The sequence below is a fragment of the Actinopolymorpha sp. B11F2 genome (assembly GCF_040195635.1).
Taxonomy (GTDB): domain Bacteria; phylum Actinomycetota; class Actinomycetes; order Propionibacteriales; family Actinopolymorphaceae; genus Thermasporomyces.
Genome location: NZ_JBEFTX010000022.1, coordinates 113,271 through 136,534, shown reverse-complemented (window position 1 = coordinate 136,534; position 23,264 = coordinate 113,271). Strand labels below are relative to the sequence as shown.

The following is a 23,264-nucleotide window of genomic DNA, read 5'->3' as shown; positions in this document are numbered from 1 at the left end:
CTCCTGGAGTTCTACAACTACCCGGCCGAACATTGGGTCCACCTTCGCACCACGAACCCGATCGAGTCGACCTTCGCGACCGTAAGGCTACGCACCCGAGTGACCAAGGGACCCGGCTCACGAGCCGCCGGGATCGCGATGGTGCGGGAACGCATGGAGATGTGTCACAGAGTGCTGGTCTGGTCGACACGAGGTTGAAGGGCGGGGCGGACCAGTCCCTTCGAGCAGTTCACCCCTGCTTCGCCGCGTGCCGATTCCAGCAGACGTCTCGATGCTTCTCCTCACCTGGAGCGCTGAGTCGTCATCTGCATGATGGCGTAGCTCGCGGGGAATGCGCTCGGCCGATGGCCGTCATCAATGAGAATCCGCAGGTCAGAGCCACAGTCGTCACCGATCTTGAAGACCGCTAGGCGGGGTAACCCCTCGCCACGTGGGTTCGAATCCCACGCCCTCCGCTCACCAGCGTTTCCGCAGGTCAGGAGCCGGTTTGAAGCTCCGCCTCGACTCCGGCGATGACCGCCCACACGTCCAGCCGTGTGCAGTGATTTGCGGCTGGAAACGGGTGGTTGCGCGGAATGCGCTCGGCCGGAGCCACGCCGTCGGCCCAGGCCGGTCCGCGATCTTGCCTCCTGGGAGGAGCAAGAAAAGCCGTCGTACGTCGGGATCGCGACGGCTGGCTCAAGGCTGCCGCGAACGCCAGCGGTGCGCCGGGGTGCGCCGTGGGCTGGTGACGTTCAGTGGGCACTTGAGCGTCGGACCGAGGTGTCCGTCACGAGGTGGGCTGCGCGATGGGCGGTGAGCCTGTACGCCAGTCCGTTGCGTCGCTACCCCTCTGCACCTGGAAGGTCGTGATTCGACTGACCACGAGGATGGCGAGGATGCCGGCGAGGACGAACAGTGGCGCGGACACCAGCCCGAGGGTCGTGCTGAGCTTCTGCGCATCAACCGACTCGTCCATCCAGATGCGGAAGGCAATCTGGTCGAACCCCGTGGACACGAGGAGACTCACCCACCAGGCGAAGACCAGAGGGGGCCTCGGCAGGCCCTGAACGGTCGCGCGTTCGGGCGGTGTGGACGGATCACTCGCCAACCAGATGTCGTCGATCAACTGCTTGGGAAACCACAGACTGACGATCGGGACGATCCAGCCCGCAATGATCCACCCCCGCGCACGACGATGGCGAGCCTTGCACAGCACCTCAGCGTTGTGCCGGGCGCGGAACATCCAGATGATGAAGAGGACGGCGCTGGTGACGATTGCCAGGGCGTACCCGAGTCCTACGACACCGGCGGCGACTGTGTAGATGACGGGCGCTGCCGCCATGTCGGAGGAAAGCGAGTCATCGACACCGAACGACCACGCCATCACCGCCGCCAAGACGGCATCGGCCACCGCCAGCGCCAGGCAGGCGGCAAGCATGATCTGCAGGGTCACGCCAAGCGTCCCGACGGACTCCAAGGAGACAGGTCTGGCCGGTTCGGCCAACGTCGACGTCCCGCACGCCGGACACACCAGCGCTTCCGGTGGGAGTGGTGACGAGCAGTTCGAGCAGTTCATGGTCTGGGATCTCCTCGGCGTACCCTCGCGCGACCTGGGCAGCCGGCGTCCCCAGCGCACTGCGAGTCGACACTCCGGCGCGTACTCGCCCTACGTGTGGCTTGCTGTTTCTACCGTCCGGAGGAGCTGTGCGATCCAGGTTTCGACCGAGCTGGCCGTGAATGGACAGACGGCTGGCACATCGATCTTGGCCGAGGAACGGACCAGTTCTTAGCCAGCCATGAATGCACCGACTGGCGCGACACACCAGCCGCAGCAGCCAGAACCGCCCGCACCGCATCCAACCGTTGCTCCACCACCGGCTACAGGACGTGCCAGGTGCATTCTCACCGACACAGCCTTCCTAACCCGGCGCGTCGACAGGTCCGCTACCGTGACACCCATCACCGAGGTCGCTGCGTTGATCGTTGAACCCGCCAGGTCAAGCAGCAGGTGGCACAGGGCACACGGCGTCCTACGCCGGTGCTCCGACAGCAGATCTGCGACAGATCTCTGCCAGATGATGCGCGACATGCCTAGTACTACAGCCGCACTTATGGTGATGCTCCTCGTGCGGTGTAGTGGCTTCGTCGGGCGCGTGCTTGGTGGCGGCGGCGCCAGTGTGACCAGTTCAAGGTTGTTGCTGTGTCGGGGTTGGTCGTCCAGATGAGTCGGGCGAGTAGCCGGCGCACCTCGGGGACGGTGAGCGGGATCAGCTCGCTGGCTGGTGGTGGTGCCCCTTTTTTGCCGCGTGGGTGCGGGTGATGGTGAGGAAGGCGTGCGCAAGCATGACGAGGGTGATGTGCCGGTACCAGGCGTCGTATCGGCGGACTTGGTACTGGTCCAAGCCGACCTCGCCTTTGGCGGTTTGGAAGCTTTCCTCGATTGCCCATCGGGTACCGGCAACCCGTACGAGTTCGCGTAGCGGGGGTGTGCGCTGGCGCGTGGCACAGGTAGTAGGCAAGGTCGGTGGGATCGGTCAGGCTGCGGCGGGCCAGCAACCAGTAGCCCTTGCCGGTGGTCTCCAGCGGGCGGATCGGCACCCGCGCCCAGTGGTACAGGCGCGGGCCTTTGGCGCCGTGCCCTGCCGAGATCTTCTTCCACGCCTGGCCCGCAACGGTGGCGATCAGCGCGTCGGCGCGGCGTTCGACAACCTTGCCATCGATAGTGGCGATGACCCGCTGGCTGACCGGAACCACCAGCACGTAAGACATGTCGCGCTCTTCCAGACGGGCCCGCAACCGATGATGCTGGCCATAGACCTCATCGTTTTCGCCGGGAGTTGTCAAGTCTTCTGTGTAAGTCAGGGCAGCGTCTTCTCCTTCTAGGCTTATCTGTTCTGGCTACTCTTGGTGATCAGAGGGGGAGTCGGTCGCCGAAGACGACGGCGAAGTGGTTGAGTGCGGTTTTCCATCCGTAGGTGCCGGTGCCCCGTGTACCACCGCCGTCGATGTGTCGTCCGGTGATGTTGCGTATTCCTAGGTACAGAAGTTTCTCGGCGGCATCCTCGGTGGGGAAGTGTCCTCTGTTCTTGGTGATTTTCCGTAGCTGGTAGTTCAATGACTCGATCGCGTTTGTGGTGTAGACCACCTTCCTTATCTCTTTCGGATACTTGAGGAAGGGGATGAACTCATCCCACGCCCGGTCCCAGGAGGCCAGCATTCCTGGGTATTTGCGTCCCCAGTCCTTGCGTAGTTGTTCGAGGGCGTTCTTGGATGCTTGCTCGTTCACCGCGCAGTAGATCGGTTTGATCGCTGCGGCGACGGCTTTGCGGTCAGAGTACGAGACGTATTTCATCGACGTGCGGATCAGGTGGATCACACACGTCTGCACCTCTGCGTTCGGCCAGACGGTGCGGATGGCCTCCGGCAGCCCGGTCAGTCCGTCGCAGCAGACGATGAGCACATCGTCCACGCCACGGTTGCGTAGCTCGGTGAGCACGTTCAGCCAGTAGGCCTTGCTCTCCCCCTCGGTAGGTCCGATCCACAAGCCGAGGACGTGCTTGTAGCCGTCGAGGTCGACGCCGGTGACGATGTAGACCGGCCGGTTACGCACCACACCGTCGGTGCGGATCTTCACCACCAGGGCGTCGATATAGCAGATCACATACACCGCATCCAGCGGCCGGTTCTGCCACTCGGCGATCTCGTCGGTCACCACGTCGGTGACCCGTGAGACCAGCTCCGGCGACACGTCCGCACCATATACCTCTTTCAGGTGCGCCTGGATATCCCGCGTGGTCATTCCCCGCGCATACAGCGACAGGACCATGTCATCGATCTGCCCGAGCCTCCGCTGCCCTTTCGGCACGATTCTCGGCTCGAACGTCCCGTTCCGATCCCGCGGCACCTCGATCCGCACCGGACCATTAGTCGTGAGCAGCGTCTTCTGAAACGTCCCGTTCCTCGAATTCCCCGACCCGCGCCCTTCCGGATCGTCCTTCTTATAGCCAAGATGATGGTCCATCTCCGCCCCAAGCGTCCGATCGATCAGCGCCTTCGAAAACTGATTGAAGAGCCCCTCCTCGCCATCCAACGGCGTACCAGAAGCCTCCGCATCAGCCAGAATCCGATCGATCGCCGCCGGCGACACCAACGCCGCCAACCGCGCCGCCGCGTCCGCAGCGACATCCTCCTGCGACCCTTCCGAAGCAACTTCCGTGCTCACAGAGCGTTCCCTTCCAGCAGCAAACCCCAAGGCCTGCCACCCGGTCAGGCCGCCCTACTTACACAGATGATCTTGCACCCTCCATCGCCGGTGACCCAACCGGCCGGCACCCCAGCATCAAGCGCCCGGTCCAGCATGCGCATCGCCAGTTCGGGTTTGGTCGCGAACTTCACCTCCTCGGCAATGCCCGCATCAGCGCACCGCCCGCGATCGTCGGTCCAACTCTTGGGCAGGTACAACTCTCGGTCGATCAACGTCCGCCCGGCCGGGCTGGCGTAGGCCACGAACACCCCGACCTGGCAGTTCTCGATCCGCCCCGCCGTCCCCGAGTACTGCCGCGCCACCCCCGCTGACTTGCTGCCCTTCTTCAAAAACCCGGTCTCATCGACCACCAGCACGCCAGCCGGATCACCGAGGTGCTCGACCACATAGTCGCGCACATCATCACGCACCGCATCAGCGTCCCAATCCGCCGCCGCCAACAGCCGCTGCATCCCATCCGGGCTCGCCTCCCCGGCCCGCTCGGCCAGCGTCCAGGAGTTCTTCCGCTCCACCGGCGCGAGCAGGCCACGCACATAGGCCAGCACCCGCTCCCGCGGCTCCGAACGCGCGAACCGCGACCCGATCCGCGCATGAACCTCCTCCAGCCCCGCCGCCCACGCCGCCACCTCAGCCACGTCCAGATCATCAACCATCCAGCCAAGATCGCGCCACACGGCACCCAACACCGGCAGACACACCGAACTAGATCAAAATAAGTGCGGCTGTAGTACTAGGCGCCTGCTGACCACCCGGCCGAGCGACCAACGCACGGATCTGCCGATGTGCGGGCGTCCAAGGAGTCGGAAGTCAGGTCCACTGGAGGGGTGGGTCGAGGTCGATGTCGAACCCGGCCCAGAGCCAGCACCGCATGACGCGTTCAAGAACGTGAGGCGGCTCCACCGGGATCGAGCGCGTGTCGATCACCACCTTCGGGGACGCCATCCACTCCGAGTCGATGTGAAGCGGACCATCCGGCCCCTCGTAGTCAAAGCCCGATCTGCCCGTCGAGCGAACCCGGTAGCCAGCGCTGGACTCGATCCACACCCCGGCTCGTCGTAGGGATTCCTGCGCCGCGACGCTGCTAGTACGGCGTGGCGTTAATGATTGGACGGTTGTTCCTGGGAGGATGCTGGAATGGCTCATCCTCCTGCTGCGGCGTTGGTGTTGCATGACGATGATCGGGACGTTCTTGGTTCGTGGGTGCGATCGCATTCGGTGCCGGCGGGGTTGGCTCGGCGGGCTCGGATTGTGCTGCTGGCTGCGGACGGGGTGTCGAATACCGAGATCGCTGAGCTGGTTGGGGTGAGCAGGCAGACGGTGATCTCGCGGCGGGCTGCCTACGCCGAGTGTGGCTTGGAAGGACTCAAAGACGCTTCGCGTCCGGGCAGGCCACGCAAGGTCGACCACGCGGCAATCATCGCTGAGACGTTGAAGCCGCCACCAAAGAAGCTGGGGGTCACGCATTGGTCGTCTCGGCTGTTGGGCCGGCGGCTGCGGATCGACAACACCACCGTGGCAAGGGCGTGGCGCGACTACGGCTTGCAGCCGTGGCGGGCGGAGACGTTCAAGTTCTCGACTGACCCCGAACTGGTTGCCAAGGTCACCGATGTGGTCGGGTTGTATCTGGACCCACCGGCGAACGCGGTTGTCCTCTGCTGCGATGAGAAGTCCCAGATCCAAGCCCTAGACCGCACCCAACCGGTGCTGCCGATGCAGCCAGGGCCGGCTGAACGACGTACCCACGACTACATCCGGCACGGCACCGCCACGCTGTTCGCCGCGTTAGAGATCGCCACCGGAAAGGTGCCCGGGCTAACCCAGCCACGACACAGGCACCAGGAGTTCCTTCGGTTCCTCAAGCACCTCGCCCGCGCCTACCCCGAGGACGAACTGCACCTGGTGATGGACAACTACGCCACCCACAAACGCACCGAAGTACGCGAATGGCTGGCCGCCAACCCCCGGATCAAGGTCCACTTCACACCCACGTCGGCGTCATGGATGAACCTGGTCGAGGTCTGGTTCTCCATCATCGAACGCCAAGCCATCCACCGCGGAACCTTCCGCTCCGTCCGCGACCTGATCACCAAGATCCGCCAATTCATCACCGGCTGGAACGACCGCTGCCACCCCTTCGTCTGGACCAAGACCGCCGACCAGATCCTCACCAAAACGAACCGTCAAAAGATCTCAACCACGGGGTACTAGTGGCGTCAAGAAGCCTGCCGGTGGGCCACTCCAAGAGTCGGTACTCGCCCGCCTTGAATGCCTCGTCGGCGGCTCCGACGACTATCCATTGCAGCCACAATTGCGAAAAGCACACCCTCATGCCGCCGAGCGTGAATCACGACCATGCCGAGGTGGGGGCGCCGGCCCGGCGGCATGGAAAGATCTGCGTGTGACCGCGAGCGAACCCATTCACGTCGACTTGAGCGACGACGAGAAGGCGGTCCTACGCGCCGGATTGCTCGACTGGGGCGGACCAGCCGCTTCAACTGACGCTCTCGCAGTTGCCATGGGCTTCTCAGATGCCGAACAACTCTCAGGCGAGACTTGGGCTTTGGCAGAAGATCGAGAGCACTGGAGCGTTGCCTGCTGAGGACTGGAGACGAGCACTACTTGCGGTTGAGATCGTGTTCGTTAGCGATGTTGTTGGGTCCGGGCTGGATTGGCGGTCCGCATCCGGCTTCAGTGACGCAAGGACGATCGAGATCCTGCGGAATCTTCAACGCAAACTCCCGCGATGGCGCAGCAGCGTCCAGAGAAATACGAGTTCATCGATTCCTGCCGCGCACCCGGATACGCGGGCACCGATCCGTCGTGCGCTCCGGTGAAGTACGCCTACCCGGTGGCGAAAATGTGCCGGTGGCTCACGCGCTCATCGAACGGAGGCTGTATATGCCCAGATCCTGGTGCGAGGACGCCGAGCGGCGCGCCGAGACGGGGGGTACCCCAGGAGGTGGAGTTCGCGACCAAGTTGCTGACGACGAGCAGACAGTGGTATAGGTCATGTATGGGAAGGTCCGGGACGTGGATGTTCGTGGCAGCTGAGGGTTCGATCGCCGGAACGCCGGTGGTGCGACGACTCTGCGAAGCCAGCAACGCAACTGTGGAGGACTGGCCAGCGGGTCCTGGCTGGGCCGCCGCGTTCTCCGTTTCCCTCATTACTGATGATTTCGCATCGCTGGTTAGCGAATTGGCGGCCGAACTCGGTGGGTCAGCGGCGGGCGGCTGGTCAGACAACGGCGTGATCTTTTTTGGCTGCCTTTCTAACGGCACACCAGAGGCGCCACTTTTAATCGGCTTCAATCTTAGCGGCGAGGACCTTTACGAGGAGCAGGGAGACCATCCAGCGCTGCTCTTCCTTGAGGGGCGTTGGGGAAGCCCGTGGGCTGACGCGGCAACGCCCGCGGTCACCCAATGGCTGCGGCAGTTTCGTCGTGGTGTCCAGCCCGACGACGTGCGGGAGATCCTTGATGAACCCTATGGTGACGCCGCGGAGGGACTTGTTGATGTTCTTCGATTGGCCGGATTCCGCTGGAACCCTACCTGACCGTCAGTCGGTCAGTCCGGCAGTATCCGCGGAGTACCACGCCGGCGGTAACGCCTCGGTGTGACTGGTAGCAGCGCTGGCGCCAGCAGATCCTTGACCGCTCGCAACTCATCCGTCGTGAAACGAGTCACCGGCGACGGAATTCGCACGACTGCGCCACCCTCCAACCTGCCCTCGTTGATGGGCTGCACCAGCAACCCCTGTGGGGAGCCACGCTCTACCAGGCTTTCCAGCCCGCCAAGGCGTTCCACATGCGTCGCGTTCAGCAAGTTCGCCCAGTAGTATCCGCGCGGATGTGTCTTGGCTGCCCGCCTGCCGTCCCAGCCCAGCGCGTACCACGACTCGAACGGTGTGTTCGCGGCAAACCCGGTCACGAGGTCGTGAATCACAGCACCCCACACCGCCTCCACCGACTCGGCCACCGGCACCAGCAGCGAGGCGAACTCCTCAGCAATACGATCCTCCTCCTCAGGAGTCAGATGCTTGGTGCGGACCTCGACATAGACTTCTTCGCCATCATCAGGGTTTTTAAGACGCGCATCAACCGACATTTGAGCCGGCTCCTCGGGTTCCACGCGGCCCGGCCAGGTCCACGCGGTTGCCACCAGACGTAGATCTTGGTTCTCGTCCTCAAAACCCGCGACCAGCTTGTCGAACCGAGTCTGTGACCAGCGGCCGCCCGCCGGCAACCTCTTCCCCATCTGCCACACCAACTCAGTGCGGGCCAGCGGAATGCCTAGCTCTCCCACCAGCGATTCCATGCGCTCTGTCAGATGCAGCCAGGCATCCCGATAGACCAACCGTTCCTTCGCATACGTCGTCCAGTGCACCTGCAAAGTCGCGACACGACGGTTCCCATCAACATCAACCAAGCACGACACGTCGCCACCCCCACCTGCACCGGCGCTAGTACGCACCCATCATCAGTTGACCCGCACTCCTAGGACCGCTGATCCCCCGCGGTCCTGCCGGGGAGCCAAGCATACCGAGCCTCCGCATAGCTAACTGGGTCGACCGATAATCCGCGCGCCTAGAGCCTCCTGCGCCTTCTCCGAATTGAAGTCCGGGCGGCGCCACATGTAGAACACCATCCCTTCATGGTCGGGGTTGGTAAATACGGTGATGGAGACCTTCAGATCCTTATCGTAATGTTCGACAGCTGGAGAATCTGCTGTGCTCGGGAGATCATCACCTCCCAACTCCCAGTTCTTCGAAGCCCACTTCTTCGGGAGTGCTCCACCCTGCCGAAGAAGTGGGCTTCCAGATAGCCGCGGAGCTGCTGCCTTGAGCCTTTACCTCTGCCGTAGTCCGACCAAGGATTGACCTCGTACAGCAGGTTTTTCGTAATCGGCAGTTCTGCGACGAGATCCTGGCGGTGGCCGACAGCGTGGGGCCACTTCCGCTTTGTCGCCGATAGGCGAGGTCCAGCCATTGAGAACCTTCGCCGCGCTCCTGTGTAGCGGAGAGACGGTTGACAGATTCCCCATAGGACGCGGGCACGTCCACATAAAGATCATCTTCCGCGATGCCATACCTCTCTTGCAGCATTCGCCCGGCTAGTGTCCTGCGCCGGAGATTCGTTGGCAGACTCTGGCGAGGGAGTCGAGGATCTCTTCGGCGGTTTTGGTCCAGATGAAGGGCTTGGGGTCGTCGTTCCAGTTCTTTACCCAGGTGCGGATGTCGGCTTCGAGGGCTTGGACGTTCTTGTGTGTGCCGCGGCGGAGCATTTGGTCGGCCAGGAAGCCGAACCATCGTTCCACCTGGTTGATCCACGAGGAGCTGGTCGGGATGAAGTGCAGGTGGAACCGTGGATGTTTGGCCAGCCATGCCTTGATCGCGGGTGTCTTGTTCGTGGGTTCCGTAGTTGTCACAGATCAGATGGATCTGCAGATGGGCAGGGACTTGTTTGTCGATCCTGGTCAGGAACTTCTTGAACTCGGTTGCCCGGTGTCGGCGGTGCAGGGCGCTGATGACTTCGCCAGTGGCCACATCGAACGCGGCGAACAAGGTGGTCAGTCCGTTACGGACGTAATCGTGGGTACGTCGCTCGGGCATGCCCGGCATCATCGGCAGGACCGGCTGGGAGCGGTCCAGGGCCTGGATCTGGGACTTCTCATCCACCGAGAGCACCACAGCACCCTCGGGCGGGTTGAAGTACAGGCCTACGACGTCGTAGACCTTCTCCACGAACAAGGGATCGGTCGACAGCTTGAACGACTCGGCCAGATGCGGCTTGAGCTGGAACCTGCGCCAGATCCGGCCGACAGTTGACTTCGACAGGCCACTACGTTCGGCCATCGACTTACGCGTCCAGTGCGTGGCGTTGGTAGGGATCTCCTCCAACGTCGCGACCACCACCGCCTCCACCTCCTCGACGCTGATGGTCGGTGGCCGGCCCGGTCGCGGCTCGTCAACAAGCCCGTCCAGCCGGTCGATCAGAAACCGTCGCCGCCACTTGCGCACAGTGTCAGCGGACACTCGCAGATCCCGTGCCACACCAACGACTGGCGGCACCTGCGGACCCGCGCACGCCAACACGATCCGCGCCCGCAACGCCAACGCCTGCGAAGACTTCGCCCGACGAGTCCACCGCTCCAACACCGCCCGCTCCTCATCAGCGAGCAGCAACGGCTCCAACCTCGGACCACGACGACCCACCACGGGCACACCAGAAGCACTCATACAACATCTAACGACGAACTACCGGCGCAGGACACTAGCACGAGCCCTGCATCGTGGATCCGCGCCATCTCTTGAAGCCATGCCGCCTTCGTTGTTGAGCTTCCCAACCGATCTTCGCATGGACCTAGACCGCAGACCAGATCCTCAACAAGGCCAACCGTCACCCAAAATTCAGAAACGGCCCACTTGCCGGTCCAGAAATCTTCCGGTCTGCGACCTGGACGGAAGCCGAGGTGCTCGGCCATCGCCTCGTAAAAGTTGCCGGCCAAGTTCACCCGCGACGACGACGGCCACGTCAACATCCTCGACCCCGAGCGGCCACACCGCTAGCGCTCGCTCATGCCGCGTTGAGTACGCGCCTTGGGTGTCGGGCATCAGCTGGCAGACATGTGTCGCGTCCAAGGTGTCGGATCACAAGTGGTCGACCCGTTACCCGCGCTGGCTATACGAGCTGGGTGGTGGGAGTGCCCTGGCTTCGGTGAGGGCTTCCGGAGCCGTTCCAGTCGGTGGCGTTTTGTCTTCCTCCGCGTCCGGTGCCGCAGACACTCCTGGCCAGACCAGGCGGTGCGCCTTGCCACGCATGGGCGGTGGGAGCAGGATTCGCCCGTGAGCCATGAAGTGCACCTGGACCGGCCCAACGACAGTCCATGGCGAAGTGCCGTCCTGGCGGCCATCCCAACATATGTCGTGCTGTGCATCGTCGTCGTGCCACTCGTCGCCGGGAGCGGTGCCTACACTGCCGGGCGGTTGCTCGTTCCAGTCGTCATCTCTACCGTCGTGGTGGGTCTAGTGGCACGGAGTTCGACACGCCTCTGGCGCTGGTGGGCCTATGCCGGTGCCGTGGTCGCTATCGCTGGACTACTCGCCGTGGTGTCCGCGGTCCCGGGGAACCTGCCGACCAACAGTTCGGCTACGGCCTCTGCCGCAGACGCGTTCGGGAGCCGTGCCAAGCAGGCGAACACCGGTTCCACTCTGTCGGCACCTGTCACCGCCGGCAACTGGACCCGCGTCGACGATGCCGCAGCGCGCGCCCGCAGACAGGAGGCGGTGACCACAGCCAAGAAGACTGGAGGTGGCAGCTCGCCCGTCTTCGCCGAGTACCAGCGAGGCGGCGCAGGGAGCGCATTCCTGGGCTTCAACACCGACCCAGACGGTCAGTTCCGTGCCGAGCTGCGAGAGTCCCCGCCGTCTGCGGTCCGCGACTATATGGCCGGAGCGAAAGTGACGTCGTTGCAGTTCGTCGAATCGGGCAGCGCTGATGTTGCTATGGCCTGCGGACTACCCGATCAGGCGCAGGCGCGCCGTGCCATCGTCTGCGCCTGGGCTGACTCCTCCACCTTGGGTATCATCACCTGGTCTGTACCTAACCTGACCATGAACCGCGCCGACGACCTCACACGTGACTTTCGCCGCACGGTAAGCCGGCCGGCGAGGTGAGCCACGACCACGTTCACTTCGCAGACGGGCTGCGCCCGAAGGCCGGCTTCAAGTGACGGGTCCGTGGTCGACATACTTTGGGGCGAGGTCCAACCGCGTCCAGATGTCGCTCAACCACCGACAACGCATCCAGCGCCAACCGACGAACCTCGGCCTGCTCCACCAGGCCAGCCCCTGGACTCTTCTGGCCCCACAAAAGTGTGCGTAGCCCTTGAGCTCGCCGGGGAAGAATGGTCCTCGGAACGAAGACGATCTCGTGCCCGCCACATTCACCGATCGTCAGACCTCGCAGTTGGTCGAGACCGTGCACGGGTAGAGCGGCAGCCGAACGGCACCCTTGGTTCCCCCAGTCAGCAGACCGTTTGCTTCGTACGAGCGCTGCGTGCAACGTCTGTGCCGCCACACGCTCGGGCGCGGCAGGACGACGGTTCGTCCGAATCCCCACTTTTAGCTCGATGCGGAGTTCGGATACCCTCCGCGGCTACCGCGACCGTGATCTTGCTTACCCGATACAGCGCTTCCGGCACCCTCGACGCAGCGCTGCGTCGGCTTGAACCAGCCCACGCCGACTCGCACCGAACCCGCGATGACGATGCCCTCGATGGTCTGCTCTATGTCGCCCACCAACTCCAAGATTCTGCGTAACGACCCGCTCGCTCATGCCACTGTCCGCGCGATCATGTTGATGAGCGGTGAGCTTGGCTAGCCCGCTCCACCTCGACTCTCGACCTGCCGCCGTAACCACGGGAGGGCGAACTCCCGTATGTCGTTGAGAACATTCGTTGTCACCGCTGCTAGATCGACTTCGGGGTGAATGCGCCACCACTTGTCCGCCCGGTCCGGCCGAACCATTCCGATGCGTTCCTGGGCGGCGGGTTCGCCGTAGATTGTGCCAGCGGATGGCCGCTCCGGCAGATAGGTCCTCTGGGAGCGAGCAGCCTCCCACTGCTGCTTGTTGGCTACGAGCAGGTTCACAGTGAACTGGACCTCGACGGCATCGCTGTACGCGGACTTCTGAAGATTCATCAGGGCCCAGCACGTCTGGGATGCCCAGGAATACCGGCTGCCAGAACCCTTCAGGCCCATCTCGCGGAAACCGGGTGCGAGCACTTCCTTGACCATCGCGGCGTAGATGGCCTGGGCGGGCACGTCGACGGCCGACGCGGGCGTCCTCCTTCGCGCGCGCCGCTGCTGCCACCACCTGTAGTCCACGGGACCGGAACCTACATCAGGAGGCGCACTCTCATGCCGCCGAGCGGGAAGCGCGATCATGCCGTCGTCCGCGCGATCATGCCGATGAGCGTGCACTGCGTCAGCATCTATGGTCAGCAGTGTGGTCAACGATTTCGAGCGCGGCTTAGCGATGATGCGCAAGCATGATCCTCAGGTCCAAGAGGATGGGTTCGGGATGGTCAAGCAGGTCGCGACCGAGCACGTTGCCGATCTGATCGCCGCCTACCGACCCATCGGGGCGATGACCTGGCCGATCTGTTCGCGCAACGTATCTGAGTGGTCACGGGTGCTGTTGACCATGACAACGAAGTCCGCAGCTCGGAGGATGCTAGCGGTGCTGGGGAAACCTGTCATGTGAGAGAGGCCTCGCCTCCTCCGACATGCTCGCAAACGTTGGGGAACATCTCGTACAGCCAATGATGGCCATTGAACGGCGACCCTTTTGGCTAATCAGCATTGAGCAACATGTAGCTGAGGCGGGGCTCGAAGTACGTGCCGTACTCGCCGGTGCATGCCCCGTAGGTTCGTGCTTGTAGCCGGAGGGTGTACGACCCGGCGTGGGCGCGGTAGGCATGGTTGCTGTTGCTGTCAAGGAGCATATCGGCAACGTTGAGTCCCACGCCGGTCGTGGTGGCTGGCACCTGTACCCGACTTGTGTCCGCCAGCACGTTGCCCTCACTCAATAGCTCAACTCGGATCGTGGGGCTCAACGCGGCACCCGCGCTCCCGTGCTCGGCAGAGGCGGACACAAAGATTCGCGCAGGCCGCTTGAGCGTCAGGACTTGGTACAAAAGGGTTGTCTCATTGCAACCGAACATGTCGCGGTCATCACCAGCTACCCCATCACCGGTGACGCGGAGGTCAGCGGAGTCGAGCCCGTCGAGCTTGTCGGCATCTGCTGCCTTGCCGCCGGCGCGGAGGAACGCCGTGGAGTTCAGGCCGTCCAGCTTGTCGGCGTTAGGCGCCTTAGTGATGATGTTGTTAGGCAGGTGGCCATTGCTGTTCGTCGCTACGAGCTTTCCGGCTCGGTTCTCTCTGGTGGCACCTGAGCCCACGGCATGCTTCTTGTCCACCCTGTCGGAGTTGAGGGCGTAAGCAACTGCGGCACTGGCAGCAGGGGCCGCCACCACTGACGCTACGACGGTGGCGATCACAGCGGTGCGGGCGTCTTGGCCCAGTCTCTTAAACACAGGCATAGCTACCCCAAGGGTGAGAAGGAATAGAAGGAGCGAGTACCACCCGTGTCGACGGTCGCGGCCAGGACAGCCATCGGGATCCAACGACCCCCCGGGCGTTAGAAATGCCGAGCAATGCCTACCAGAAGCAGATACCGGTTGACCACTGCCCAGGCCGGTGAGCACTAGCCAAGACAAGTCCGCCCACCCGGAGTCGGGCACGTTCCGTAACCAGGATGTTTTGCCCGAATTAGATATCGTATGTACTACCCACCACCACGAAAAACCGGAAAAGCCCTCTGGCTTCTAATGTCGCCTCCCCGCAGACCACAAGCACGGTCACGGTCGGTACCCGGCCGGGACTGGCCAAGACCTCCAGGGCGGTACATGCGCACACTTGAGCAGATCTCGGACGAGTACGCCGCTTGGCTCGAAACATGCGAGGCCTATGACGCCGATCCCGACGGTTGGCACGCCGAACGGCGTCGCGAGGCAGAGGCCGCGGTCCGGCGAGAACGCGGGCAGGACTGGACACACGCACGCAGATCGGCCGCCGCACGGATCTTCCGATAGGCGATCACTTTCTAGACCTGAATGCGGTGCGGAGCCAGACGTTGGTGCAGGGTTGGCCGTGTGGACGAACATAGACTCCCGGCACCGCGAGGGTGGGGGCCGCCGCTGACACACGGACATGCCGCCGTCCGCGCGATCATGCCCATGACAGCGCTTCGGCGCGGACATCGCTGACATCATGGCCGCGTGGATGACTCGATCCCGCAGGTGACCTATGGGCCAGATTTCGGGCCCGCCGTGGAATGAAAACTTCGTCCTGCTCGAAGCTCTCCAGTCGTCCCAAGGCGCTATCGGCCCCACGGTCCGAGGCATCGCGATAGAGGCCGGGACTCGACGGGTCGTCATTCATGCATGCTTGGCGCACCGGGACGAGACAGACGTCCGGGAACTTCAGGACATGGCGTCGGACCTCCTGGGCTCGCTGGAGTTCCTGTGCGAGCCGGTGCCCGGCGTTGAATTGAGCCTGCACATCAGAGAGACCGATGCATCCTGGCCAGGCCACATGCACAGGCGGCTGTACCTGGCCACAGAGCGACCCGACTGATCGCGCAGGCAGCCCGCGACTGGCGCCGAGCTGCCAGGGTGCGGCAGGGACTACCTGGACCACGATCGTTCGCCTCGCGAGCGGGCCTCCCGTCTCCGCCCTTTACTCCCGCCGCTTTGGCTCGCGCCTCGGGCGTCCCTGGACGCCTCTTGTCGGGATGTGTCAAGTCTGCGCCGAACGCGTTCCGGACGCGAGGCCGATATGCACTCAACTGCCGCGATCCGCGCTCGGTCGTGCCGGTGATCGCCCGATGAAACCCCGCCTGGCGAGCAACGTGTCAGGCAGTACCGTTCCGGCATGGGCATGATCTGGGTCGGGTACCGCCGCAACTCCAGTGCGGCGCGGCAACTCCTGGAGGACCCTGACCTCCTCGAGGACTTGCTGGAGTCGGACGACGGTGACACGTCGGTCGACCTCGACAAGGCCTGGCATGGGGTTCACTGGCTGCTGACGGGAGCGGAGGGCCCGATCGCCGGTATCCCCTCCGAAGCGATTTTCGGTGGTGAGCCGGTCGGCGAGGACCTCGGCTACGGACCCGGGCGCCTCCTCCCGGCCAGCAGGGTGAGCGGCGTGGCCGCTGAGCTGCACGAGCTCGACGTAGACACCCTCCGCTCGCGGATGGATCCCGCAGCCATGACGAGGGCAGGCATCTACCCATCCATCTGGGACGAGGAGGACGTGTTTGACGCCTATCTCGCACCGGCTTACGAGAGTCTGCGCGGCTTCTACACGGCTGCCGCTAGGGCGGGCGAGTCTGTCATCCAGACCATCTGCTGAGCAGTCCTCATCGTCAGGCGCAGCGCACGCACATGCCGCAATCCGAGCGATCATGCCGATGAGCGGGCGTTGTTGCGCGACCTGGATCAGAGCCACTTGACGCTGTTGGCCGAGAGGCTGACGGCGGTGAGGCCGTCGGTTGTCTGCACCCCATGGGCGAAGGTAACCTCCACGCGGTCGCCCTCGACGCTCCCCGTGTCTGCCTTGATCCAAAGTTCCGTGGGGTACGTCGATGCCGACGTGAAGTCGTGTCGCGTTAGGACCGGGACCTTCTCGATGATCCGATGTTCCGCACCGTCGCTGTCCACAATGCCGACCTCGATCCACCCCGGCTGGTCGTCCGTCGTCGATGAGCCGCTTGAGTGCAGGTGGCGTCGAAGTACCGAGTCTGGGCAGCCGCTCGGCCAGCACGTAGCGGAGGTTCGGATCGCTGCTGCTCCGCATCTGCTGGACGTAATAGTCGGCGTCATGGCGCCCGGCACTCATGTCGGTTTCGATCCGGCGCACCTGGGCCTCGATGTCCACACGTGTCAGCGTGCCCTACGCACCGGGCACCTCGCCAGCAACCCGTCAACACGTCAGGGTCCGACCCCCATCCGGACAAGTAGCCGCGTTCAGGCAACGAATCTCGGATCGTCGTAGCCCATGTCGCGCATCTTCGCGGCCGAGAAGACGATCATGATCTCGTCGCCTGGAATGAACACACCTCCATGACGGATATTGCGGGATCGCGGCCGCGAACCAGACAGGACCGGTGCCGAAGTCCAGGCGCAGAGCAGTAGGAATCTCGACGACACGAGCAGGCTCGACGACCTCGACGCTCGCCAAGGTGGCTGGACCGAGTTCGATCCGCTCCCACGATGTCGTCGCACGCAGTACAGGGGTGTCCAGGATGCCTGTCCAACGAGATTCGCCATCGGGGCCGATTCGTTCCGGCCCGTCCTCTCCCAGGACAAGGTGGCGTTCGATGGGTTCGGCGAAGACCTCGACGCCGTAGGGGTAGAAGGTGTTGGTCCACGTGACGGTCACGGGGCCGGCGTCCGTGGAAAGTTGCACACCCATGACGGCGTGATGCCAGTCGCCGTAATCCCACCGAGCCGGCCCGGGTCCATAGTTGTGGATGTCCCAATAGTCCACTGCATAGATGCGAAGCCCTTCAAGTGCGTGGACCTTCCGATCAAAGGCGACCCGCGCGTCGGGATCGTTGACTGTCACGAGGCTATGATCCCCGAGCCGGGCTGCCAGACGAAACGCACTCTCATGCCGCGATCCGCGCACTCGGCATCGCACATCACCTGGCGAACGAGTGTCGCGCATCACCTGCCACAAGACACAGACGGCAGACATCTGCGTTGCTGCATAGACCTCCTATAGATCAAGGCGCCGCTGACGCGGCGCACCGCCCGGCTACTGCCCTTGCGGGCGGCGCCGGGGGCGCCGTCCTCGGGCTCGCCGGGCGGGACCACGGGCAACGGGTTGTCAAAGGATGCGGTGGCCGGCCTGGCAGGGACTCTGACCGCCCGCCCTCCTCGCACGCCAGTCTCAGGCCTCCACCCCACCCGTCAAGACCGCCTCCGGCGTCACACGTGATCGGCTCCGCCGAGTCTTGACTCGTTTCGCTCCAGCCTTCAATCTGGCTGGCTGCGAGGACGACGGGTAAGAGTGGTCAGCGCAGACTAAGCTCGCCTGCACGCAAGTGCCGGAGATCCGGCAGTAGAGACCGCATAGGCAGGCCAAGTGGTAGGTGAGCTCTGATGGCGAGGCTGCTCGATCTGGAAATGAGGGTCGTGAGGCGGTTGGACGGACTTCCGTATCCGGCGTACCTGTGCGCGATGTACGTGATGGGCCTCGAGGTGCGGGCAGCCCATGCTGTGTTCATGTCGGATCGCGTTAAGGCGCTGACAGCGCGGACTCTAGATCTTGTTCTGGCTGCTAGCGAGTCGGAAGCTGCGCGCCCCCCGCAACCCGCAGCCGACATACTCATGAAGGACTGGGACCAGCTGAGTAGTGACGCCGATGAAGATGGTCCCGGCGCCTATCTAGGCGTCCTGGAAGCCTTCATGACCCTCACGGCCGAACTCGCTGGACATGTGCGGAGACATTCGGCCTCCGACATGATCACAGGTGGCGTCGCCGAGTACCCGACGCGCGAGGAACTCCTGGCTGGTCCCAGACTCGTCCAAGTGGCAGGACCCGGCACCGACGTCGATGCGAACGAGGACACCTTCAACGTCAAGATGGTGCGGAACTTCGAAGCCGTCGCAGCGCTGGCAGGGGAGCACTATGGCAAGCATGGCAAATGCGATCCCGCCCAGATCAGGGCCATTGTGTTCACCGAACCAACGACCCCGCCCGACCTAGGACCACCCCCACCCGAGGGCTGGCTATAGACCGACCTTGCCTGGCACTGACCCCAGCGTGACCCCAACGACCTGCAACACCGAGCGACGGTAAGCACCTGATCGACGACCTACCGAGCGCAGATGCGTAGATGGCGATCGAGTTTCCTGCCTCTACGGAGAAGAACGTCACCGCGATCTTCACGCCTGGTCACTGTCGGAGATCTCCGTGAGCAGCCCTTGAGGTCCCCCGCATGAGAACATGCCAGGGTGGGTGAGGGGCAGCGGTTCTTCCACGTGGTCCGACCTGCGGGCATGCGTGATGTTACCTTCCGCGTCGCGCGATACGAGCACTGTGCCTGGGCGCGGCCATCCGGATCAGCACCGACCCGATCGCGCAGCCCGTTCCGAGCCGGACCGTCGGCGCGAACCACCGCTGGCCCCGGCCACGGCCTGGGCATGTGGGATGCGACGAACGACCAACCAGTACAGCGGATCGTCGACCTGGCGAGGCAGACCAACGTGAGGTTGATCCGCTATCTGGGCGGGACGGTGGCCAACCTCTTCCAATGGAAACGTGCCGTCGGCCGACAGGCGGACCGCGGCTGCCAGGTCGGCGGTGGCTTCGTCGGTTCGGCACAGCCGTACGACAGTGTGTACGGCCCGGATGAGAACCAGCGCTTCGTCGACGAGATCGGCGCCGACACTACGATCATGGCGAACGGCACCACGCAGTCGGTCCACGACGCTGCGGACTTCGTGGAGTACATGAACGCACCCGTGGGCGCAAACCCCAACGGTGTCACCGACTGGGCGCGGGTCCGGGCCGACAACGGGCTCCCCAAGCCGTACGGCGTCGACGTGTGGGAGCTCGGCAATGAGCTCTACCTCGGCAACCAGATCAACTGGCGCAACGACATCCCGCTCGCCATCGGCGCCTCCGATGGCGCTACCCGCCTCCTCGTGCTGAATCGCGACCGAGATACTCCCGTTTCCGCGGACGTGGTGCTGCCGTCGACAGCCTCGGGTGACGTCACCGTCCACGCCCTCAACGGGGACAACCTCCAGCTACAACGACAAGGCGCGTCCGGACGAGATCAGCTTGACAACCACGACCGAACCGCGGACCGGGTCTGGTTTCACCCACACCTTCCCCGCCCACTCCATCACCTTGATCGAGGTGCCAGCATAAGCAAGGCAAGCGGCGCCTGATAACCGGCCGGACTAGGACAGGAGACAGACATGACCGGAAGACCCAACGTGGTCGTCATCCTGGTCGACGACATGGGGTATTCCGACATCGGCTGCTACGGCGGGGAGATCCCGACGCCGAACCTCGATCGGCTGGCAGCGGGCGGGGTTCGGATGTCGCAGTTCTACAACACGGCGCGCTGCTCACCGTCCCGGGCGTCGCTGTTGACCGGACTGCACCCGCACCAGACAGGCATCGGGATCCTGACCGAGGACCAGCGCCCGTACGGATACCCCGGCACACTCAACGACCGGTGCGTCACGATGGCCGAGGTGCTGAGAGCCGGCGGATATGCCACGTACATGAGCGGCAAGTGGCACTTGTGCGGGCAGATGGACCGGCCGCAGGACGCCTGGCCGACGAGGCGTGGATTCGACCGGTTCTTCGGAACGATCGCCGGTGGCGGCAGCTACTGGAATCCCTCCACGCTGACCCGGAACGAGACACCTTTGGAGGATCACGAGCTCGAGCCTGGCTTCTTCTACACCGACGCGATCGGCTTTGACGCCGCCGACTTCGTCACCGCACACGATCCCACGGCGCCGTTCTTCCTCTACGTCGCATTCACCGCGCCGCACTGGCCGTTGCACGCGCCCGAAGAGGACATCGGAGCCATGCGCGGACAGTACGACGAGGGCTGGGACGTGCTGCGCGAGCGCCGTTCCCACCGGCTGGTCGAACTCGGCCTACTGGAGTCGTCCTGGGACCTGAGTGATCGCGACCCGAGTGTGAAGCCGTGGACGGACACACCCAACCAGGAGTGGGAGCGGCGCCGGATGGAGGTGTACGCCGCGCAGGTACACCGCATGGACGCCGCGGTCGGCCGCATCGTCGCCGCGCTCGAGGCCACGGGTCAGCTGGACGACACGGTGCTGATGTTCCTGTCGGACAACGGTGGCTGCGCGGAGAACCTGCCGCCGGGCTGGACGGACGAGGTGGCGAATCGGCCGATCCACCTTCCGGCATGCACGCGCGACGGACGGCGGGTATTCCGCGGCAACACCCCGGACGTCATGCCCGGGCCTGAGGAGACGTACGCCAGCTACGGAACCGCGTGGGCCAACCTGTCGAACACGCCGTTCCGGGAGTACAAGCACTGGGTCCACGAGGGCGGGATCGCCACTCCGTTCATCGTGCACTGGCCGGCGGGCGGGATCGAGCTGGGCACGATCCGGCACGAGCCGCATCAGCTGCCCGACGTCATGGCCACCGTCCTGGAGCTCACCGAGACCGAATATCCCTCGGTCTACGCCGGCCGCGAGGTACTGCCGCCCGAGGGCGCCAGCATGCTGGAAACCTGGCGCGGCAATCGCGGTCAGCCCGCTGGGACAGAACGCACGCTGTATTGGGAGCACGAGGGGAACGCGGCGGTGCGGCAGGGCAGGTGGAAGCTCGTCCGGAAATTTGGACAGAAATGGGAGCTTTACGACATGACCGCTGACCGCACCGAGTTGCTCGACGTGGCCGCGGAGCATCCGGATGTGATCGACCGGCTCGCCGCTGCGTACCAGACCTGGGCGGATCGGTGTGGCGTCGTACCGCGTGAGCGGATCCTGAACCGTCGGTGATCGGATAGCGTTTGGCTGACTGACCGCAGATGGTGCCAGCCGAAACCAGTCGGCAACATCGAGGGCGGACGGGCCTGCACGCCTTCCCCTGTCCACGATCGCGCCGTACAAAGAAGGCATCGCCCGTACCGCCCTTCAGATGCTGGCCGACTGGATTGCGGGCACCGGCCGCCCGGCCCAGCAGGTCGTCGCCGACTTCAGACTGATCGAGCGGGAGAGCACTGTAGGACTGCCTGGCGAAGCCGCTCACCCGAGGCGTACGCCTCCCTGTGCAGCCTCAGGGACTCGGTCCTGCCGAACCTGCCGTCGGCATACTCCTGGCACGAGTGGGAGGTCACGTGTGGCCACGTCGTTGGACGGGAATCGGGCGAGGCTCAGCATCGCAGGTGCGCGACGGTCGAGAGGCCGGGTGATCCTGAGTCCGCCATCACTATGGAGAGTCTGGGGAAGTGGTGGTTGACCTGACTCGGGCTATGCGTACGATCCGCCTGCCTGCACAACGATGTACCGCACCGACCGCTACAAGCTCGTGGTCGAGCACGGCGAACCCCCACCGGCAGGGAGCGGTCAGGCGCGCTGTACGACCTGCTCGAGGAACACGGTGATAGAGATGACGGGCCATCCCTGCCTGCGGGTAGGCAAACAGGGATAGCCCCCACCATCAGCAGAGGGTTTGGAACGGGCTATGTGGTCTGCGACCAGAAGTAGTCGTAGGCGAGCGACGCTCCGGTGAACTCTGGGCACTTGGCTACGGAGTCGACCGGGTGGTAGTTCTTGTCTACGAGGTCCGCCGCCGGTGCGTCCCACGAATGCACGAACAAGCCGATCTGGTGAGCTGGCAGATACTCCTTCACAAGTACCGGCGCGAGGTCGAACGCCTTGCAGGACGCCGAGCCGTTCCACTCGGTGACGACGAGCGCCTCACCGCTTTCCTGTAGGTGCCCGAACCGGGCGTCCCAGCCCTCACCCAACGAGTTGCCCGTGGGACCGTCGGCATTGAAGTACGTGTGCGGAGCGTAGGCCGAGTTGTCCGGGATATCAGGCGGAGGGACGAACTCGTTGAACTTCCCGCCGTTGTTGTCGCCGTCGAAGAGCAGGACGTTGTTCGGCGCCATCGCTCGTACCTGCTTGCCCAGTCCGACCATCCCCATGTCGCCGGACGGAGCGCCGTCGCAGCCATACATCCACTCCGGCCACGACCAGTCCACACCTGTGTCGCATGCTCGCTTGGTCTGCGGCTCGTTGAAGATCTCGAGAATCACGCCCTCGTCGGAGCCAAGCGAAGTAGCCAGCTGCTGCCATGAGACAACCGAGTCGTGGTTGGGCAGCTTGACCTGCTCGCCGTCGACGTGTGGAGTGCAGCCGTAGCCCTGGGTCTGAAGTGAGACGATCACTATGAGGCCGAGCTCTCGGGCCGTCTCCACGACGTCGAGCACGTTGCTCGTATACGGGTCGGCCCCCGAGTTGTTGGCCTCGAGCGCGAGCGCCCCCTGGCTGACTTGGAACCGCACCGTGTTGGCGTTCCAGTAGCTCTCCATCGCGCGGAGCTCTCGTGCAGTGTGGTTCACCATGGCGTCGCGGGTGGCGGAGAGTTCGGTTCGGGTGGCGGCGTCCATCCCGGTCGAGTCACACAGCTGCGGGTACATCTCCGGATAGAGGACGCCAACGCTGTTGAACCCGAGCAGTACGAAGGGGGTATCAGTCCCTGCAATGACAAGCGAGCCGTCGCCGGCCGCTACGCCCACCACGCCGGCGTCCTTCTCTACGCCGGCGGCTGGGTGGGCAGTGGTAGTGGCGAGAGCGACGGCAAGTGCCGCCGATGCTGCGAGTGTACGGAGTAACCTGTGCATGGATCCTCCTCACGTGCAGATGGGTCTCGGGCGGT

The 23,264-nt window shown here is 64.0% G+C and carries 18 protein-coding genes and 4 pseudogenes; 11 read left to right on the top strand and 11 right to left on the bottom strand.

Features of this window, described 5'->3' with window-relative positions:
- Nucleotides 1–141: pseudogene (locus ABN034_RS30145) on the top strand (IS256 family transposase); the annotation flags it as partial.
- Nucleotides 142–769: 628 nt separating this feature from the next.
- On the opposite strand, the gene ABN034_RS30140 reads toward ABN034_RS30145, so the two are convergent.
- The 5 genes and pseudogenes from ABN034_RS30140 to ABN034_RS30120 form a co-directional block, all read right to left on the bottom strand.
- Complete coding sequence (locus ABN034_RS30140; RefSeq protein WP_349694370.1) at nt 770–1,558, bottom strand: DUF4328 domain-containing protein; 789 nt, start codon at nt 1,556–1,558, stop codon at nt 770–772.
- Nucleotides 1,559–2,249: 691 nt separating this feature from the next.
- Nucleotides 2,250–2,805: pseudogene (locus ABN034_RS30135) on the bottom strand (IS701 family transposase); the annotation flags it as partial.
- Between the two features lie 88 nt (nt 2,806–2,893).
- Nucleotides 2,894–4,141 carry an IS256 family transposase gene (locus ABN034_RS30130; RefSeq protein ID WP_349694373.1) on the bottom strand — a complete coding sequence of 416 codons (1,248 nt, stop codon included), beginning with the start codon at nt 4,139–4,141 and terminating at the stop codon, nt 2,894–2,896.
- A 146-nt stretch (nt 4,142–4,287) separates the two neighbouring features.
- Nucleotides 4,288–4,899: pseudogene (locus ABN034_RS30125) on the bottom strand (IS701 family transposase); the annotation flags it as partial.
- Nucleotides 4,900–5,053: 154 nt separating this feature from the next.
- Nucleotides 5,054–5,188: a hypothetical protein gene (locus ABN034_RS30120; RefSeq protein ID WP_349694369.1), complete on the bottom strand. Its 135-nt coding sequence runs from the start codon at nt 5,186–5,188 to the stop codon at nt 5,054–5,056.
- Nucleotides 5,189–5,380: 192 nt separating this feature from the next.
- On the opposite strand from ABN034_RS30120, the gene ABN034_RS30115 reads away from it, so the two are divergent.
- Nucleotides 5,381–6,454 (top strand): IS630 family transposase, encoded by a 1,074-nt coding sequence (locus ABN034_RS30115; protein WP_349694368.1) that lies wholly within the window; start codon nt 5,381–5,383, stop codon nt 6,452–6,454.
- Nucleotides 6,455–7,280: 826 nt separating this feature from the next.
- On the top strand, nt 7,281–7,799 hold the full coding sequence (locus ABN034_RS30110) for a hypothetical protein (protein ID WP_349694367.1): 519 nt from the start codon (nt 7,281–7,283) through the stop codon (nt 7,797–7,799).
- 11 nt (nt 7,800–7,810) lie between these two features.
- Here the strand turns inward: ABN034_RS30110 and ABN034_RS30105 are convergent, their stop codons facing one another.
- A complete protein-coding gene (locus ABN034_RS30105) occupies nt 7,811–8,671 on the bottom strand; it encodes a hypothetical protein (protein ID WP_349694366.1) in 861 nt (286 codons plus the stop codon).
- A 684-nt stretch (nt 8,672–9,355) separates the two neighbouring features.
- Nucleotides 9,356–10,481 (bottom strand): annotated as a pseudogene (locus tag ABN034_RS30100) (IS630 family transposase).
- A gap of 867 nt (nt 10,482–11,348) precedes the next feature.
- On the opposite strand from ABN034_RS30100, the gene ABN034_RS30095 reads away from it, so the two are divergent.
- Nucleotides 11,349–11,918 carry a hypothetical protein gene (locus ABN034_RS30095; RefSeq protein ID WP_349694365.1) on the top strand — a complete coding sequence of 190 codons (570 nt, stop codon included), beginning with the start codon at nt 11,349–11,351 and terminating at the stop codon, nt 11,916–11,918.
- A 702-nt stretch (nt 11,919–12,620) separates the two neighbouring features.
- On the opposite strand, the gene ABN034_RS30090 is transcribed toward ABN034_RS30095, so the two are convergent.
- The gene (locus ABN034_RS30090; RefSeq protein ID WP_349694364.1) at nt 12,621–13,130 is read right to left on the bottom strand and encodes a DUF4304 domain-containing protein; all 510 of its coding nucleotides are present in this window, start codon (nt 13,128–13,130) and stop codon (nt 12,621–12,623) included.
- A gap of 121 nt (nt 13,131–13,251) precedes the next feature.
- On the opposite strand from ABN034_RS30090, the gene ABN034_RS30085 reads away from it, so the two are divergent.
- Entirely contained in the window at nt 13,252–13,509 is a 258-nt protein-coding gene (locus ABN034_RS30085; protein ID WP_349694363.1) for a hypothetical protein, read from the top strand.
- Nucleotides 13,510–13,597: 88 nt separating this feature from the next.
- Here the strand turns inward: ABN034_RS30085 and ABN034_RS30080 are convergent, their stop codons facing one another.
- Nucleotides 13,598–14,347 (bottom strand): hypothetical protein, encoded by a 750-nt coding sequence (locus ABN034_RS30080; RefSeq protein ID WP_349694362.1) that lies wholly within the window; start codon nt 14,345–14,347, stop codon nt 13,598–13,600.
- A gap of 366 nt (nt 14,348–14,713) precedes the next feature.
- Here ABN034_RS30080 and ABN034_RS30075 point away from each other — a divergent pair, with 366 nt between their 5' ends.
- Nucleotides 14,714–14,899, top strand: coding sequence for a hypothetical protein (locus ABN034_RS30075; RefSeq protein WP_349694361.1), 186 nt, complete (start codon nt 14,714–14,716; stop codon nt 14,897–14,899).
- A gap of 841 nt (nt 14,900–15,740) precedes the next feature.
- A complete protein-coding gene (locus tag ABN034_RS30070) occupies nt 15,741–16,220 on the top strand; it encodes a YfbM family protein (RefSeq protein ID WP_349694360.1) in 480 nt (159 codons plus the stop codon).
- A gap of 86 nt (nt 16,221–16,306) precedes the next feature.
- Here ABN034_RS30070 and ABN034_RS30065 read toward each other — a convergent pair whose 3' ends face one another.
- A complete protein-coding gene (locus ABN034_RS30065) occupies nt 16,307–16,528 on the bottom strand; it encodes a hypothetical protein (protein WP_349694359.1) in 222 nt (73 codons plus the stop codon).
- A gap of 1,446 nt (nt 16,529–17,974) precedes the next feature.
- On the opposite strand from ABN034_RS30065, the gene ABN034_RS30060 reads away from it, so the two are divergent.
- The 4 genes from ABN034_RS30060 to ABN034_RS34680 all read left to right on the top strand — a co-directional run bounded on the left by ABN034_RS30060 (nt 17,975) and on the right by ABN034_RS34680 (nt 21,839).
- Nucleotides 17,975–18,610 carry a hypothetical protein gene (locus ABN034_RS30060; RefSeq protein ID WP_349694358.1) on the top strand — a complete coding sequence of 212 codons (636 nt, stop codon included), beginning with the start codon at nt 17,975–17,977 and terminating at the stop codon, nt 18,608–18,610.
- 408 nt (nt 18,611–19,018) lie between these two features.
- Nucleotides 19,019–19,771, top strand: coding sequence for an alpha-L-arabinofuranosidase family protein (locus tag ABN034_RS30055; protein ID WP_349694357.1), 753 nt, complete (start codon nt 19,019–19,021; stop codon nt 19,769–19,771).
- Nucleotides 19,772–19,801: 30 nt separating this feature from the next.
- Nucleotides 19,802–21,379, top strand: a complete 1,578-nt coding sequence (locus ABN034_RS30050) for an arylsulfatase (protein ID WP_349694356.1) — start codon at nt 19,802–19,804, stop codon at nt 21,377–21,379.
- A gap of 19 nt (nt 21,380–21,398) precedes the next feature.
- Complete coding sequence (locus ABN034_RS34680; RefSeq protein WP_502879119.1) at nt 21,399–21,839, top strand: substrate-binding domain-containing protein; 441 nt, start codon at nt 21,399–21,401, stop codon at nt 21,837–21,839.
- Nucleotides 21,840–22,062: 223 nt separating this feature from the next.
- Here ABN034_RS34680 and ABN034_RS30045 read toward each other — a convergent pair whose 3' ends face one another.
- Nucleotides 22,063–23,229: a cellulase family glycosylhydrolase gene (locus tag ABN034_RS30045; RefSeq protein WP_349694355.1), complete on the bottom strand. Its 1,167-nt coding sequence runs from the start codon at nt 23,227–23,229 to the stop codon at nt 22,063–22,065.
- Nucleotides 23,230–23,264 lie beyond the last annotated feature (35 nt).

Excerpts from the sequence above, each read along its gene's own strand:
- ABN034_RS30140 (WP_349694370.1), bottom strand. The coding sequence starts at position 1,558 with ATGAACTGCTCGAACTGCTCGTCACCACTCCCACCGGAAGCGCTGGTG.
- ABN034_RS30120 (WP_349694369.1), bottom strand. The coding sequence starts at position 5,188 with ATGGCGTCCCCGAAGGTGGTGATCGACACGCGCTCGATCCCGGTGGAG.
- ABN034_RS30115 (WP_349694368.1), top strand. The coding sequence starts at position 5,381 with ATGGCTCATCCTCCTGCTGCGGCGTTGGTGTTGCATGACGATGATCGG.
- ABN034_RS30110 (WP_349694367.1), top strand. The coding sequence starts at position 7,281 with ATGTTCGTGGCAGCTGAGGGTTCGATCGCCGGAACGCCGGTGGTGCGA.
- ABN034_RS30080 (WP_349694362.1), bottom strand. The coding sequence starts at position 14,347 with ATGCCTGTGTTTAAGAGACTGGGCCAAGACGCCCGCACCGCTGTGATC.
- ABN034_RS30075 (WP_349694361.1), top strand. The coding sequence starts at position 14,714 with ATGCGCACACTTGAGCAGATCTCGGACGAGTACGCCGCTTGGCTCGAA.
- ABN034_RS30070 (WP_349694360.1), top strand. The coding sequence starts at position 15,741 with ATGGGCATGATCTGGGTCGGGTACCGCCGCAACTCCAGTGCGGCGCGG.
- ABN034_RS30060 (WP_349694358.1), top strand. The coding sequence starts at position 17,975 with ATGGCGAGGCTGCTCGATCTGGAAATGAGGGTCGTGAGGCGGTTGGAC.
- ABN034_RS30055 (WP_349694357.1), top strand. The coding sequence starts at position 19,019 with ATGTGGGATGCGACGAACGACCAACCAGTACAGCGGATCGTCGACCTG.
- ABN034_RS30050 (WP_349694356.1), top strand. The coding sequence starts at position 19,802 with ATGACCGGAAGACCCAACGTGGTCGTCATCCTGGTCGACGACATGGGG.
- ABN034_RS30045 (WP_349694355.1), bottom strand. The coding sequence starts at position 23,229 with ATGCACAGGTTACTCCGTACACTCGCAGCATCGGCGGCACTTGCCGTC.